Genomic DNA, 15,682 nt, shown 5'->3' on the forward strand with positions numbered 1-15,682 from the left:
GGCGTTCCTTAACCACTTGAACAAAATCGCTCATCAATAAGCCCTCCAATCATTTATATTTCACAATCTTTAATTTAAGATATCAAACAAAAAAATAAAGCTCTTATCTACTCGTTCCATTGCTGTCGAATCATTTCTTTTTCTTGAATATCTTAACTTAAAGATAATTCATCCGGATCGTTTTGTCAATCGATTATTTTGCATACTGCAGGAACTTTCGCTCCCCTTCCCCCGTCTATAGACTGTAAAAGAATGGAGATGAGACGTGTGATCAAGAAGCTAATCTTGTTCATGTTGTGCTGTTCGCTCCTGGCCGGCGTCGCCCTTGTGTCAAAGCCCGAAAAAGCCCTTGCCTGCTCTTGTGTCGCCCAGCCTTCCGTCGAGCGGCAGGTCAAATTCGAGCTCGATCGCCGGAGCGCCGTCTTCGCCGGCGTGGTAACGAAAGTAACGCCGCCCCGCCAGAAGTTCATCCGCTCCTCGGCCGATCAAGTCGGAGTCGATTTTATCGTCACCCAAGTCTGGAAGGGCGAATTGGCGCAGAAGGCCACCGTCTATACGGCCATGAGCTCCGCAAGTTGCGGCTACGATACGTTCCAGGCAGGCCAGGAATACATCGTAGCGGCCAGCCTGGATTCGGGACGCCTCGTAACGAGTATTTGCTCACTTACCCAACCCCTAAAATCGGGGAATGAGGCCTTGCAGTACCTGGGCACGGGAACATCCCCCTCCCAGGTTAATCCCGGGAACGCTCCCGACTCGAAACGGTCGACCGCCGCCGTTCTCATTCCTGCCATCATGGTCATTGTGGCCGGCTGCGCGTTCGGTTGGTTGCAAATCCGGAGGCGTCGACCCGGGAGATGACGTCTTTCCCTCCAAGGCACTTTAAGCTTAACGAGAGAAGGAAACACTGACGGACGACGTCATCGGACAATATCGAAGTTTGTTAGCGGAAGCCCAAGGAACATAGAGGCGAACCGTCCGATGCCGATTTGGACGGTTCTTGTCTTATTTCGATGACTCTATACAAGTCACTTCGAACAAAATCCCTCCCAGCGCCCTGAAATACAGCGTGTACCCGCCCCTCATGGGCTTAGGCGCGTTTCCCGGTTGCAGCCGGAACGTCTCCAATGACGAAAGACGGCTATGGAATCGATCTACCTCGTCGCGCGTGTCTACGTAGAACCCGATATGGAAGTCTTGCGGGTAAGCAGGGGCTTCTCCGCCGAACGCCTCGGGGTTGCTCAGCACAAGCGTGAATCCCTCCTCATCGGTCATCACTGCGATCGCCGCCCCCTTCCGATCCAACAGCCTAAACTGGAATAAGGCTTGAAAAAATTCCGCAGCTTCTGATAAATCATCCACGCACAAATTCAAATGGTTTAATTTCATGGGCACGCTCCACTCCTGATCAATCTAACGATTTTATGATCCTTATTATTAATTTAATGATGTTAGATTAATCTAATATGATATAATTGTCAACATAAAGGAGCGATGCAGAAGATGGCGCGCAAACGAACGCGGCTGCACCCCGATCTGATCGGGTTTGAACAAGAGGACACCCTCCATATCCCGTTAACCCGACAGCGTATCACGGAATCGGCCCTTAAACTGCTGAACGAATACGGGCTGAAGGAGCTGAGCATGCGCAAGGTGGCGGAAGATCTTCACGTCCAGCCCGCCTCCCTGTACTATCATGTGAAGGGCAAGGAGCAGCTGCTCCAACTGCTGGCCGATCATATGAGCTCGGAGATGCTGTGGCCCGATTCATCTCTGCCTTGGCAGTCCCAGATAAGCTCGTGGGGCGAGCAGTTCCGGGAGCTCCTGCACAAGTACCGGGATGCAGCAGAGCTATTCCAGGCTACGATTGCCGTGAGCTACAATCGGTTGCGTCAGATCGAGCGATTGTTCGGTATATTCGCCACCGCCGGGTTTCCCGATCCTCAGATTCCCTGGATGGCGTCCATCCTGAAAAATTATGTGGTTGGTTATGTAGGGGAAGAGGTACGGCTGCGGACGTTCGCCGATGACGGCGACCACACGCAGGAGCAGCTCAGCGAGCAGTATATGAAGGTCTATGGGCAGCTTCCGAAGGATCAGTTCCCGCATGTAATCCGGCTTGCTCCTTATACGACAAGCACCGATTGGCAGCAGGAATTCCGCTTCGGCCTGGGGGTCCTGATCGACGGCTTCACCGCCAAGCTGACTTCCGGGCAGCCCGAATAACAACAGGCTGCAACGGCAACCCCGGAGGGGTCCGTTACAGCCTGTTGTGACGTGCGCGTCAGTTCGTTTTGTTCCGAGGCAGCTGGCGGTGGGTGTCCCAAGCCCGCGGGTACACGTCATTGGCGCTTCCGTCGAGCGAGGACGGCAGCTCGGGAGACTCCAACGTCTCCTCATGCCGATGCCCCTCCCGCTCCTTCTTCATCATCGCGTAGGCGGCCTGGGCTTCGGTCAGCTGCGCCTGCAGCGACTCATTCGCCGCTCGCAGCGCCCGGTTCGACGCCTCGAGCTTGTCCCGGTCCTTCTGCAGCCGGTACGGCCGCACTGTGCCGAACATCGCGACGATCCATCCGCCGATCAGGACCGCGGCGGAGATCACGACGATGAGCGGCACTTGCAGCTCGCCGGCTCCGTAGTTCAGCGGCACGTCTTCCGTATTGAAGACGGCGAAGATCGCGGTGAGCAGCGCCAAGCCTAATCCGCAAACGATCATCCATTGCGCTTTCATAAGCTCTCCTCCTCGTTAGGGTTGTCTATTGTCTCTTTTTACCAATCAGTACCCTAGGAGGAAGCCGATGAATCACACAGGCCCCCCGATCCTACACCCATTCTCCATCTTCGGGAATGAGGGTCCGATCCAGCAATCCCTTGCCCGCTAACCGGCGACGCAGCTCTTCTCTTGTGACCAGACAATGATTGATCGTATCCATATGGACAGCAATGACTTGCGTATATGGCGCGTAGGTGCGGACGCTAGCCACATCTTCCGCATCCATCGTGATCGGATCGCCGGCGACGAATCGGGCACCTCCCGCATTGACGACCGCCACATCCGGCCGATGTGTATCGAGCGCCGCCTTTACGTCATCGCACCAGATCGTATCTCCCGCGACATATAGTGTAGGTTCCCCTTCCGCCTGAAGCACGAATCCGGACACGTTGCCCATTTTGCGTCCGATCTCCCCCGTCCCGTGTTGGCCGCCCGTGCGGGTGATGCTAATCTTTTCCCACTTGTGGGTGTGATGAATCGGCAGTACGCTGGCGAATTCCGTGGAAGCGATCTTCTCCTCATCGCCCGGCTGGCACAGCACCGGAAGGTCCTTCGACAGCGCGGCGCTGGCGACACGATCCCAATGATCCTGATGCAGATGGGTCACGAGGATGACGTCCGGCTGCAGCCAGTTCTCCACCGGAGCCGGCAAGGGTACAAGCGGGTTTCTGCGTTCGTTGCCAGAATTCGCAATCGGCGGGTTGGCTCCCGCCTCACTGAACATCGGATCGATCAATAGGGTTACCCCGGCATATTCCAACCATAACGTGGCGTGACGAACCAATTGAAGTCTCATTCTGCAGCACCTCTTTTTCTTAGGATGGGCTCTCGACTAAGGATAACCCACTCCACGATCCCCATATTGAGGACAAGCCCGACCCAAATGTTCACGTTCAGCACTTCCTGCACCATCGATTCTCTCCCTCCCGGGAGCGTGAACCGGTGGAATGCGGCATAGATCAGCAGCAAGAGGGGCACTAGCAGACGAGCGCTTACCGCGACCAATGTGAAGCCGAAGCTGCGAATCATCCAGATCCGGTGCGCCCGGTAATCTCCGCGTACCGCGGACCGGTATCCTCGCCAGCTCGTAGCGAGCCACAGCAAAGTCAGAGTGAGAAAAGACACCGCCTTGGCAAAATGCTCGACATAGCCCACCAACACCAAGGCGAGAATGCTGCTCGCCCCGACACAGCAGACATACACCTTCCCGACATACCGGTGCAGCCGAGGATGGTTAAGACGTATGCGATCCACAAATTGTAGAAATCCCGCGACCAAAGCTACAAAAGCGAAGCCAATATGCGCCACCAAAACCGGATATTGCAAAGCCGGCGTAGCGAGCACTACACGGCTGTCGGCTGGATCCAATGTCATATAGGGCACCATAAACGGGATCATTACGCCGATCGATACGACGGCCAGAATCCACCAGCTTATCTTCGGTTTCATAGCCTCACCCCCCGCGTTTTTACTAATCACACCCCTTATCTTAAGTTCTCAGTCTTGATAAACCGTTAACGCTTTCTAAAAAAAGTATAAATTCCTTAGGCCCGGTGAGCCTGGACCAAAGCAAGCGCCGCATCGGACATCGGGGCGGTCGGTCCGGTGCCTCCGAGCATCCGAGAGGTGATGCACATCCCTTCGAGCATGACGAACAGCTGGAGCGCGAGCTGCCGGGGCTCCGACAAGGAGGCTTCGCGGCACATTGTTTCGAGCCGATCTACGATCGACTGCTTATGGCGGACCGCCTTCTGATGCGCCATATGCTCGGGGAAGGGAAACTCGACCGCAACGGCTTGATACAGGCAAAAGACCGATTCCGGGGACTGGGCCCGCCTGCTCTCGACCGCCCGGACGAGGGCCAGCAGCTGATCCTCCGGCTTCTCGATCCCGCGGATCGTTGACTCGAACCAAGTCCAATACAGCTCGTCCGATCGTTCCAGGATGGCCACGATCAGATGGTCCTTGGAAGGAAAGTGCTTATACATCGTCATCTTGGTAACGCCGGATTGCTCGACGATCGTATCGACCCCCACGGCATGGAACCCTCTCTGAAAAAACAACGTGCTCGCCGCAACGAGCAATTTCTCGCGAGCCTCTGACTTCCGTCCATTCGGTTCACTCACTGAATGTTCACCTCATTTCTATTGACAGTATACAGATCGGTATATATACTGTCAATGTAAGTATACAGACCTGTATGTATATGGAGGGATGCGAAATGAGAATAGGTATTATCGGTTCCGGCAATGCGGCCCAGACGTTGGGGAGCGCCCTTGTTCGCCGGGGGCATGAAGTGAAGCTGGGCACCCGCAGCCCTGGCAAGCTGACACATTGGCTGGAGCAGCAAAATTCGGATGACGCCAGCGTCGGCAGTTTTCGGGATGCGGCGGCTTTCGGACAGCTGGTGATCAACGCTACGGCGGGGGACGGTTCCCTGGAAGCCCTTCGCGCCGCAGGCAGCGAGCATTTGAATGGCAAAATCGTGCTCGACATCTCCCTTCCGCTCGACTTCTCGACCGGCATCCTCACCTTGTCCGTCGCGAACACCGACTCACTCGGCGAACAAATCCAACGCGAATTCCCGCGGGCGAAAGTCGTGAAGACCTTGAACACGGTGACCTCCGCGATCATGGTCAACCCGCTCGGCTTGGCCGACGGCGAGCACCATCTCTTCCTCAGCGGGAACGATGCCGCGGCCAAGCGGGAGGTTCAGGGCTACTTGGCCGATTGGTTCGGCTGGAAGCTGATTCTGGACATCGGGGACATCTCCTCCGCCCGAGGGACCGAGATGCTGCTCGCCCTCTCCTCGCGGATTTATGGCGCATTGGGACATATGAATTTCAGCTTTCGCGTTGTGCAATGAAGTCCGGTGTTACACCGGATGAGCTACAAGAGACGGCACCGCAGCAGCCTTGTATTGGCTGTGCGGTGCCGTTTCGATCATGCATGTGCAGTCCCAATCGAGGAACAAACGCCCCGAACACACGATACCTCTCCTCATTGCCCGATTCCGCCGCCTGTCCTGAATCCCTTCATCGTCCGCCCCCACTCCCGAACAAGGACCTGACGACATGCTCGTGATAAGTACACCTATCCAGCGGAAGATTGTCCAGCATATCCCACAAAATGCGCTCCGCCACGGCTGCATCCGGACAGTCGCCTCCCTCCAGAGCTTGCACCAGCACGTGCCAATCGTCAGGCTTGTTGATCGAGCAGGGCGAATTGCCGGTGTCCATCTTCTTCCACGGCCAGAAGTTCCAAGAGATGTTGTGCGCCTCGAACAATTGAAATGCAGCCTCATACCATTCGGTATTGTTCTCCCCGCCTTCTCCCATGAAGATCGGCACGTCCCACTGTTCCCTCTTGTCCAGATAAGGACGAAGGCTGTCGGTATCGGGCGTGCTCCAGTATTTGTGGAATTGGAGCATCAGGTTATCGTCGATCTTCTCGGTAAAAATGGACCAGTCCGTCGCCCAATGAACGCCTTCGAGAATGATCAGATGGCGTGTGTCTACTTCCCGGATAGCGCCCGCAATCTCTTGGTAGAGCGGCAGCATCTGGTCGTTGTAGGCCGCGAACCAATCCGGCAGCGGTTCGTTAAGCAGATCGTACCCGGCGACGATCCATTCGTCCTTGTATCGGTCAGCGAGCATCCGCCACAACCCGACGGTAAGCCGCTTGTTCTTCTCGTCCGTGAACAAATCGGGATGGTCCCGCTCCGAATCGTCGATATTCGTCCCCGTCTGCCCGCCCGGCGCGCCGTGCAAATCGAGGATGACATACAGACGGTGTACGCTGCACCAGCCGATCAGCCTGTCGAGATAGTCGAGACGATGCGGCTTGATCGTCAGCGGCTCTCCATCCTCGATCAGGAAGCGCGCGTTGATCGGTACGCGGATGGAATTGAACCCTTCAGCCGCCATCCGCTCGATGTCCGCTTCCATAATGTACCGCTCGTAGTACAGCTCCCAGAATTGGGCCGCCTTCTCGGAGCCGACCAATCTCTCGACGAACCCTTCGATGCGTCGGGGCCGATCCCCTTGCTCAGGGAACTTCCACATGTACCCTTCCGGCAGCAGCCAGTTGCCCAAGCCCACTCCCCGGAGCAGGATCTCCCGGCCCTCCCCGTTCACCAGCTTGCGTCCTTCCGCTCTAACAAATCCGATCACTTCCAGTTCATTCCCACGCAGTTCCGTCATGCTAGCTGCCCCTTTCGCAACAATCGGCCCGCAAGGAGCGCGGGCCGATTCCATTTTATTTTTTCATTTTCTGATACCAATCGTTCACTTCTTTGCCGATGTCGTCCCCGCCCAGGCTCTTCCACTCTTTGACGAAGTTGTCGAAGTCCTCGACCGGCTTTTTGCCGTACACGATGTTGATGAACGTATCGCCTTCCAGCTTCACCAGGATGCCGCCCTTGGACTGCATCGTCGGCGTGTTCGCTCCGGTGTACGCTTGTGGAATATACATCCCCGCCTTCCAGCCGTCATCGACGATCTCCGCCGCTTTGAGCCCGTCCTTGTTGCCGGCCGCGGCCTTGATCTCGCTTGGCGTGACCGGCTTCGCCCCCCGGCTGATATTGGCCCGCATCACCGTTCCGACGAACGGGTCCTTCGGCTCGATGAGGAAATACTTCAGCGGCGATACCTTCCCGCCCGGAATATCCTTGTCTTCCGTGGAGATCGTTCCATCCGCCTTCACCGTATAATCGTAATCCTTCGCGATCCCGTTCTCGAACTCGCTTCCTGCTTCCGGATTGACCATGCCGAAGATCCGGTTCAGGTACAGGAACAAGGCGTCGACATGTTTGAAATCTTTCTTGACCAGCATGCCGCCCCTCAGGTAGGTGGTGTCCTTGGCCGTAATTTTGCCGTTCAGCGTAGGAAGCGGATAAGGCTTCATGATCGACCCGGGGATATTTTTCTGCATATCCGTCTGCGGCCAGCCGGACATCCAGGAAGGCGCCACCACGACACCTACGCGCCCTTGCGCGATCAATTCGCCCAGCTTATTCTCGTCGTGCAGGCCGGCTTCCGGCGAGAGGTAGCCTTTCTTGTACCAGTCTCTCAGCTTGGCCAAGCCGTCCTTCATCGCCGGGAGCGTCGAGCCGTGTATCAGCTTGCCGTCCCGCTCCAGCCACTGGTAAGGGATCGTGCCGTAAGCCCCGAACACCCAGGAGGTTTCGCCCAGCCAGCTGGTAAAAGGATTCGGAGAAGATCCGCCGGAGCCAAGACTCGCCCCTAGCGGGATGACGTTGTCGGAGCCTCCCGGCTTCTTGTCCTTGATCGCTTGCAGGAGCGCTTCCAGCTCTTCGAACGTCTTGGGCGCCTTCATGCCCAATTTGTCCAGCCAGTCCTGCCGAATCCACATGACGGCGTTGTCGTTCCCGGCATTGGCGAAGTTCGGTATGGCCATCTTCTTCCCGCCGTAGGTGACCTGGCTCCAGTTGAGCGGGTTCGAGTTGTAAACCTTCTTCATTTTGTCGGAGGCGTACTTCTCGAAATCCGGGCCGATATCCCGATACTTGCCCGATTGGATCAACTCGTCCAGCAGGGTCATATCCTGCGTCGTAATGACGTCCGGCAACGATTCGTTCGCGGTCAGCATCAGTCTCAGCTTCGTATTGAACTGTTCGCCGGGCACCTGCCACAGCATCTTCAGATCGATCCCCAACTGATCGTGCGCCCATTTGGTATGGATGTTATTCTCGAAGTTCTCCCCGTTCTTGAATTTCATCGTGGAGTCGGTCGCTTTGACCGTCGTGATCGTCACGGGCGTATCGAATTTGTAAGTCCCCTTCCGAATCGCATCGACGGCGGCATTGTTATTCGTGTCTGTAGCCGCCGGCGTTGCGCCCGTTCCCTTGTTATCCGAATCTTTGGAGCAAGCCGTGATGACGGTCGAGAACGCCATGATCGCCGCGAGCGCCAGCATCGAAGTTTTTTTCCCCATTTTCAACCCAAGTTCCTCCCCTAAGGTCTTTTGTCAGCTGCACATTCATCTTATTACAGCGCTTACACCCGGGTAAGAGATAATGTTTTAAGATGATATACGAAATATTTAAGATTCCGCGAGGTGCCGATCCCGGTACTCTTGAGGGGTTGCGCCGTAATATTGCTTGAACAATTTGCTGAAATAAGGGGGATTCTGGAACCCTAGCTGACCGGACAGCTCATAGATTTTGATGTCCGTCGTACGGAGCAGCACGCCCGCTTTTTCCATCCGGAATCGCATGATGAAGTCGCTGATATTCTCTTTCATCTCCTGTTTATACAGGGCGGACAAGTACACGGGATGAAGACCCACGTGATCGGCAATCGTCTGCAGCGACACGTCGTCGGAGATTCGGGCCTCGATGAATCTATGAATTTTGGAGAAGAGCTGGGACTTGCCGTCCTTGAATTCACGCGCGCTGCCGGCTTCCATATGGTCGAGCACCTTGTTCGCCCACTCCAGCACCCGACCCGGCGTGCTGAAGGCCCTCGGATCCGCCGCCATGTCGGCCTCGCCTCCGGACAGCTCCAGCAGCGTCTTGCCTTGCAAGTGGGCGAGATAGAGGAACACATTCATGAGCGTGTAGACGACTTCCATCAGGTGTTCTTCGGTATCCAATTTTTTGGCATTCATTTCTTCCATCACGTCGTCCAGCTTGGCTCGCGCATCCGTCCAGCGCCCGGCCTCGAGCAGTTGCCCGAAGCCCGGCGGGCTGTATAAAGCGTACAGGGATCTCGACTGGGGGCGGGATTCGCCCGTCCGTACCATGATCCCCCGGTCGCTCCGGGGGACCTTCCGGAATTCGTTCAACCCCTTGCGGTATAAGTCGACCAGGCCCTCCGGGAAAGCACCTGGCCCGCTGATCAGCACGGAGATTCGCCCTTTCAAGAGTGCGGACACTTTCAGCTGCAGATTTTGGGCGGCTTTGTCCAAAACGTTTATCATGCGGGCCGCCTCGCCCTTCCCCCTCGGCTGCAGCGCAAAACACAAGTACCCGAACGAATCTTTGCATGCCCACACTTCATAATCCGCTTGCAAGATTTCACTCGCGATATTGTGTACGGCAAATTCATAGAGCAGCGAACCCTCCGCGCTATCCCTGAACCCGCCGTCCAACCGGACGAGCATCACCGAACAGCCGGCACCCGTCACGAACGGAATCTCGTATTCTTGCATTTTCCCTGCCAGGCCGGAAGCGGGAATACTCACCCCGGACAGCAGGTCGTTCAATAGATTAGCCCGCAGTAACGGCAGATGGACGTGCAGGGTTTGCTTGGCCCGTTCGAAGGAACCGACCTGTTCCCATTCCTGCAGGAGCAGCGTGCGTACGCGGGAGACTTCCTCCATCAGCGCTTCGTCCTTGATCGGCTTGAGCAAATAGTTGACCGTCCCGTGCATAATCGCTTGCCGCGCATACTCGAACTCGCCATAGCCCGACAGCAGGATGGAGCGGGTGCGGGGGTAATGGTCTTGGATATGCTTGCATAACTGCAGCCCGTCCATCCCCGGCATCCGGATATCCGTGACGACGATATCGATTGGCGTTTTCTTCAGAATCTCGACCGCTTCCAGCCCCGATGCCGCCTGGAATACGTATTCCATGCCGATCTTGGCCCAGTCGTTGGCGACCAAGCTCGCTAACAGTACCGGCTCGTCATCCACTAGCAATAGTTGAGTCATGTCGGTTGCTCCCCCCCTGTCTCTCTTTTCCAACGAAGCGATACGCATAGCCCGGACAGCTCTGCCGAAGGCTCGATATAGACGCCCGCTCCTTCCCCGAACCGGTGCTTCAACCGTTGATGGACGTTCCACAGTCCGCAGCCCATCCGCTCATCCATCGGCTGTTCCAGACGGAGCCGATACTGCTCGATGTCGGGCTCCGTCATTCCCCGGCCGCTGTCTTCAATGCGCAGAATATTCCAGTCGGACTCCCAGCGTCCTGTGATTCGTATAAAGCCGCGTCCGGGCACGGGCTCAATGCCATGAACGATCGCATTCTCCACTACAGGCTGTAGGATCAGTCTCATGACCGGTTCATCCAGCATCTGCTTCGGGATCTCCAGGAGATAGTCCAGCCGCTCCAGCCGCAAGGAATAGATTTGCAGATAGTGTTCGACCAGATCGACCTCCTCTTTTAGCAAGGGCATTTGATTCTCCACCCGGGTCGTATACCGGTAATAGCCGCCCAGATGGTAGGCCATCTCCTTGATCGTCTCCGTATGGCCCAGCTTGGCGCAGCCGGCGATGAAGGACAGGCAGTTGTACAGAAAATGGGGATTGATCTGAGATTGCAGCTGCTTGAGCGTGACCAGCCGGGAGCGGTTCTGCTCCTCGTAGACGTTCTGGATCAAATGCTGAATCTCGCTGCCCATATCGTTGAACCGCTGCATCATGTAGTCGAATTCGTTGTGGAACCGCCGGTTGATCCGGAACGAGTAGTCTCCCATCTCGAGATGCTTGAGCCCCTTGATGATATACGAAATCGGCTTTTGCACATGCAGGTAGAGCAGCCAGGAAGCCGCGAATGCCAGAATGATCAAGCCGAGCATACTCAGATAGAATAGATTCCGGCTCTGGATGATCGGCGCGTGAAACACGTTCGTCGGGACGTAATCGATCAACCAGGCGTCGAGTCCCGGGACATACACATAGCTCAGATATGTATTCTGCCCCTCCATGCTCCGGTGCCCCACGTCTCCGCTTAGCCCTTCCCTGAGAAGAGAAGCCCCCAATTGCTTCAATTCGGCGTCGCCGGACTCAGAGACCGAAAACGCCTCGCCCGAGCCGGTGAGCCAGAAAATTTGACCCGGACTTTCCCGCTTGTAATTTTGCAGCATTTTCCTAATATTCTCCACGCCGAACCGGACTTCGTAGACCGCATTGACCGCCAAGGAGTTGTCTCTCGGAATGTACGGATCCCAGATCAACAGCTGGTAGGCCGGAGGGTCGTTGGCCGTTCCCGGCTGGTAGCGCCACTTCCCGTTGTAGTCCCGGTTCAGGACGCTTCGGTCGAAGCTATCGCTCGGGTTCGTCGATATTCTACGCTCTATATCGGGCAGGAACACGGACAACACATTGGTCCAAGTGCTGGAGAAGCTTTGCAGGTAGAGCTTCTCTTTCACTTGCGTCTGGTTGGCGATCATCCGGTAATAGTCTTTGGTGAACACGCTGAGTTGCAGGTCCAAGATGGACGAGTCGCGCGCCAGCACGCTGGAGGACAAGGACAACCGCTCCGCACTGGATTCGATCTGGCTCTTCAGGAACAGCAGCTGGCTCTCGTTGTAAGCCGTCATCTGCTGGTCGATCACCTGAAGGCTCGTTCGGCTGAAGTAAGTATAGAGAATCACAATAGGAATCAACAACAGGAGGATGACCCCGTTGATTTTCTGGAAAATCGGCCTGTTACGCTTCACTCGCGCCATCCCCCTTAAGATATTGACAGCCACCTTGAATATGTATTCTATACAATCGCAACGCTTCCCCCCTAGAATCGAGGTATACACTAGACGCGATATCAGGAGGAATCTGCATGAAGAACACCGCCATTATACCATCTTCCGCCATATCTGGAAGAGTTAAATTAAAAAAGAGCCGTCCGTTCCGTAAAACGTGGAGGCTCCATCTCATGCTGCTGCCTGCGGTGTTGGTCGCGCTCGTTTTCAAATACGCTCCGATGCCGGGGATCATCATGGCGTTCCAGAACTTTAAGCCGTGGCTGGGCATTGCCGACTCTCCCTGGGTCGGGTTGGACAATTTCCAGCTCATCTTCACCATGCACGGCTCGGTGCAAGTGATCTGGAATACCTTGCTCATCTCGGTGATGAAAATCATCTTCGGCTTGATCGTGCCGGTCACCTTCGCTTTGCTGCTTAATGAAATTCGCCAAATGTCGCTCAAGCGGTCGATCCAAACGATGGTGTATTTGCCCCATTTCATGTCGTGGGTCATCTTGGCCGGTATCCTGCTCGATGTCTTGTCGCTGGAAGGGATCGTGAACCGGTTTCTCGGCCTGCTTCACTTGCAGCCCGTCATGTTCCTGGGGGATGGCACTTGGTTCCGGATTACCGTTATCGTCAGCGATCTCTGGAAGGAGTTCGGCTTCTCCGCTATCGTGTTCCTCGCCGCCCTGTCCGGCATCAATCCGGATCTCTACGAAGCGGCCGAGATCGACGGAGCGGGTCGCCTGCAGCAGACGATCCATATTACGCTGCCTTCGCTGCTGCCGATCATGGCCGTCGTGTTCACCCTTTCCCTGGGGAGCATGCTGAGCGCCAACTTCGATCAGATCTACAACCTGATCAATCCGCTCGTCCTGCAGCAGGGCGATATTATCGATACTTATGTGTTCCGTAATTTCCAAGGCGGGCAATACAGCCTGGCCGCTGCCGTAGGGTTGTTCAAATCGGTCGTCGGCTTCCTCCTCATCAGCGGGGGTTACTATTGCGCCTACAAGTGGACGAATTATCGCGTGTTTTAAACCCTTGGAACAAACACAACAAGCGGAGGTACTGGCATGTATTATAAAAACCCGTCGTATAAAACGTTTTATTATATCAATGTCTCCCTGCTCCTTCTCGTGTCGATCCTTTGTATCTTGCCGATGCTCCATATCCTGTCCGTCTCCCTGAGCGGCAAATCGGCCACCGAAGCGAACCTGGTGACGTTCCTCCCCATCGACTTCAATCTGGACAACTATGCGAAAACGTTCGAGAACAGCAACTTTATTAACGCGCTCCAAATCTCGGTCCTGCGAAGCGCCATCGGTACGGTGCTGGCTATGGCGGTCACGGTTTTGGCTGCTTTTCCCTTGTCGAGGAGCGGCGCGGAATTTAAGGCCCGCACCTTTTACGTCTGGTTTTTCCTGATCGTGCTGATCTTCGACGCGGGGCTGATTCCGCACTACCTGCTGAATCAGAAACTCGGGCTCGTCGGCTCGTTCTGGGTGTATATTTTGCCGCATCTGCTCAGCATCTGGAACATCATTCTTATGATGAATTTTTACCGGTCCCTCCCCAAAGAATTGGACGAGGCGGCCATTATGGACGGAGCGACTTCGTTCCGGATTCTGACATCCGTATACTTGCCGATCTCCATGCCGGCGATCGCCACCCTCTCCCTGTTCACCTTGGTCGGCCATTGGAACAACTGGTTCGACGGCGTGCTGTACATGCGCTCTCCGGATCAATGGCCGATGGCCACGCTCCTGCAGACGATCGTCGTCGCGAAGGATCTGAGCAAGACCGGCATCGATTTCGAGGATCTGGAGATGTTGTCTAACCGCGGCGTCAAGGCGGCGCAAATCTTCATCGCCATGCTTCCGATTCTGGCCGTCTACCCGCTCCTGCAGCGCTTCTTCGTCAAGGGCATCGTGCTCGGCGCGGTGAAGGAGTAACTGTAAAAAGCACCGCCAGCGCAGCCGTTAGGTGCGTATGGCGGTGCTTTGATTTACTGGCGGGCATGGTTTCCCTTCAAGCAGAGGATTCGAATAAAGTTTCTTCGGAAGCTTTGTAGGAGGTGGGGCCATGGAAGTAAAAAAGATGCAATCCTCATCATTGAGTGAACACGGATTTGAGCTTGAGGGGCATGGTTTTAGTGTTTTTCTAGTCCCGCTTATGCTGCGACCGTACAAATAACAATATCGTGTAATGCTATTCGTCGAAATCCAACCCATTGCGGAAAAATAAAGCTTTGGGATCACGCTATAGCCCCATTGACCTGCCCCTTTTTGGCCCACACGTACGAATAACACGGCCGCAGAACGCTATTTTTCCGGATTTGGTCGTATCGGGACGAATAGCGTTGTTCCATCACCTTATCCATATCACTCCGCCAAGTTTACACTGAACGGAGATAGGCGAACCGTGTTGCTTAAGGACAATCACCTGCCATACAACTTCAGATACGACGAATAAGCCCGAAGATGAATTTCTTTAGCCCGTTGCTGCGTCTTCTCTTTGATCTCCGGCATAGTCTCTGCCTCAACATAATCGGCGAGGAGGTCGATTACGTCATCCAACAGCTTCGCCCGAAAATAAAGCTCAAGCCGATCCAGAATCTCAGGGCCCGCCAGCCCGACGACCCGCTCTCTCCAATAGGGCCAATTGCCCGATTGATACAACGGCCAGAGGAGCACGGAGAAATCCATCGCCGCATCGCCATTCACGGTTAAGCCATCCCAGTCAATGATCCAGAAGGAAGAGGCATCCACCGCCAGAACATTATCCCAATGCATATCGTTGTGGACGACATCGGTTGCCGGGCTCTGGAATGAGGGGTGCTGCCTTACCAATTGCTTCAAGGCCTCTACCTCCGTACCAAACCACACTATGGAAGCTTCCGTCACGAAAGGAAGATGATGCTTGCCTGCTCGCACGATCTCCATATCGTCTTCGTATCGGCTGATGTATTCTTCGAAAAAAGCGTCGGCATAAGTGAGGGCAGACGTCTGATTTGCGAGCTCTTGCTGGATCTCCCTGTCCCTATGCAATCCGTTCAGCGTATCCATCACTTGCTCCAGCACGGGCTGAGGACCGTCCATCTGGCTGACCGGCTTTCCCTGAACGAATTCAAACACCAGCCCGTAAGTATACCCGGGTACAAGCTCTTGAGTCACCTCTCCGATCAGCCGCGGCGCATGATAATGGTCCGTCAATCGGTCACTGATCCGGGCCCATTGTCGCAGACGAGGTGCATTCCGGTCAGGAGCCAGCTTCAAGTGGCAGACCAGCTCACCGTCCGATAGACGGTAAGATTGGTTCACCAAGCCCCCCGGATTCCAGATATAATCGACTTCGATCTGCGATCGGCGAAATCCAAGTGCCTTTGAATTAGCGGCAGCCCACTCCCTCACCCGATCTTCCGCCAGTCGAATATTCATGCTCCTACCTCCACGTTAGCAAGTATGACCTGGTA

General features: G+C 55.4%; 15 protein-coding genes. 5 read left to right on the plus strand and 10 right to left on the minus strand.

The features are described from left to right. The first annotated feature begins 267 nt into the window (after positions 1-267). Positions 268-861 (plus strand): hypothetical protein, encoded by a 594-nt coding sequence (locus ACI5FR_RS18955; RefSeq protein WP_405457122.1) that lies wholly within the window; start codon positions 268-270, stop codon positions 859-861. Between the two features lie 144 nt (positions 862-1,005). Here the strand turns inward: ACI5FR_RS18955 and ACI5FR_RS18960 are convergent, their stop codons facing one another. Beyond that, on the minus strand, positions 1,006-1,389 hold the full coding sequence (locus tag ACI5FR_RS18960; protein ID WP_405457124.1) for a VOC family protein: 384 nt from the start codon (positions 1,387-1,389) through the stop codon (positions 1,006-1,008). Between the two features lie 114 nt (positions 1,390-1,503). On the opposite strand from ACI5FR_RS18960, the gene ACI5FR_RS18965 reads away from it, so the two are divergent. Further along, the gene (locus ACI5FR_RS18965; RefSeq protein ID WP_405457125.1) at positions 1,504-2,226 is read left to right on the plus strand and encodes a TetR/AcrR family transcriptional regulator C-terminal domain-containing protein; all 723 of its coding nucleotides are present in this window, start codon (positions 1,504-1,506) and stop codon (positions 2,224-2,226) included. Between the two features lie 58 nt (positions 2,227-2,284). Here the strand turns inward: ACI5FR_RS18965 and ACI5FR_RS18970 are convergent, their stop codons facing one another. From ACI5FR_RS18970 to ACI5FR_RS18985, 4 genes are all read right to left on the minus strand, one after another. Beyond that, complete coding sequence (locus ACI5FR_RS18970) at positions 2,285-2,731, minus strand: LapA family protein (protein ID WP_405457126.1); 447 nt, start codon at positions 2,729-2,731, stop codon at positions 2,285-2,287. Between the two features lie 91 nt (positions 2,732-2,822). Continuing rightward, complete coding sequence (locus ACI5FR_RS18975) at positions 2,823-3,569, minus strand: MBL fold metallo-hydrolase (protein WP_405457127.1); 747 nt, start codon at positions 3,567-3,569, stop codon at positions 2,823-2,825. Continuing rightward, a complete protein-coding gene (locus ACI5FR_RS18980) occupies positions 3,566-4,222 on the minus strand; it encodes a DUF2306 domain-containing protein (protein WP_405457128.1) in 657 nt (218 codons plus the stop codon). Before ACI5FR_RS18980 ends, ACI5FR_RS18975 begins: the two co-directional genes overlap by 4 nt. 95 nt (positions 4,223-4,317) lie before the next feature. Then, on the minus strand, positions 4,318-4,899 hold the full coding sequence (locus ACI5FR_RS18985) for a TetR/AcrR family transcriptional regulator (RefSeq protein WP_405457129.1): 582 nt from the start codon (positions 4,897-4,899) through the stop codon (positions 4,318-4,320). Positions 4,900-4,994: 95 nt separating this feature from the next. Here ACI5FR_RS18985 and ACI5FR_RS18990 point away from each other — a divergent pair, with 95 nt between their 5' ends. Next, a complete protein-coding gene (locus ACI5FR_RS18990) occupies positions 4,995-5,639 on the plus strand; it encodes an NADPH-dependent F420 reductase (RefSeq protein ID WP_405457130.1) in 645 nt (214 codons plus the stop codon). Between the two features lie 169 nt (positions 5,640-5,808). Here ACI5FR_RS18990 and ACI5FR_RS18995 read toward each other — a convergent pair whose 3' ends face one another. The 4 genes from ACI5FR_RS18995 to ACI5FR_RS19010 all read right to left on the minus strand — a co-directional run bounded on the left by ACI5FR_RS18995 (position 5,809) and on the right by ACI5FR_RS19010 (position 12,183). Next, on the minus strand, positions 5,809-6,975 hold the full coding sequence (locus ACI5FR_RS18995; protein WP_405457132.1) for a glycoside hydrolase family 5 protein: 1,167 nt from the start codon (positions 6,973-6,975) through the stop codon (positions 5,809-5,811). A 55-nt stretch (positions 6,976-7,030) separates the two neighbouring features. Then, entirely contained in the window at positions 7,031-8,734 is a 1,704-nt protein-coding gene (locus tag ACI5FR_RS19000) for a type 2 periplasmic-binding domain-containing protein (RefSeq protein ID WP_405457134.1), read from the minus strand. Between the two features lie 102 nt (positions 8,735-8,836). Further along, a complete protein-coding gene (locus ACI5FR_RS19005) occupies positions 8,837-10,450 on the minus strand; it encodes a response regulator transcription factor (protein ID WP_405457136.1) in 1,614 nt (537 codons plus the stop codon). Beyond that, positions 10,447-12,183: a sensor histidine kinase gene (locus tag ACI5FR_RS19010; RefSeq protein WP_405457138.1), complete on the minus strand. Its 1,737-nt coding sequence runs from the start codon at positions 12,181-12,183 to the stop codon at positions 10,447-10,449. Before ACI5FR_RS19010 ends, ACI5FR_RS19005 begins: the two co-directional genes overlap by 4 nt. 212 nt (positions 12,184-12,395) lie before the next feature. Here ACI5FR_RS19010 and ACI5FR_RS19015 point away from each other — a divergent pair, with 212 nt between their 5' ends. Further along, the gene (locus ACI5FR_RS19015) at positions 12,396-13,247 is read left to right on the plus strand and encodes an ABC transporter permease (protein ID WP_405457140.1); all 852 of its coding nucleotides are present in this window, start codon (positions 12,396-12,398) and stop codon (positions 13,245-13,247) included. 36 nt (positions 13,248-13,283) lie between these two features. Further along, positions 13,284-14,162: a carbohydrate ABC transporter permease gene (locus ACI5FR_RS19020; protein WP_405457143.1), complete on the plus strand. Its 879-nt coding sequence runs from the start codon at positions 13,284-13,286 to the stop codon at positions 14,160-14,162. Positions 14,163-14,648: 486 nt separating this feature from the next. Here ACI5FR_RS19020 and ACI5FR_RS19025 read toward each other — a convergent pair whose 3' ends face one another. Continuing rightward, positions 14,649-15,647, minus strand: a complete 999-nt coding sequence (locus tag ACI5FR_RS19025) for a phosphotransferase family protein (RefSeq protein ID WP_405457145.1) — start codon at positions 15,645-15,647, stop codon at positions 14,649-14,651. Positions 15,648-15,682 lie beyond the last annotated feature (35 nt).

The sequence above is a fragment of the Paenibacillus sp. HJGM_3 genome, from assembly GCF_045062745.1.
Lineage (GTDB): Bacteria > Bacillota > Bacilli > Paenibacillales > NBRC-103111 > Paenibacillus_AA.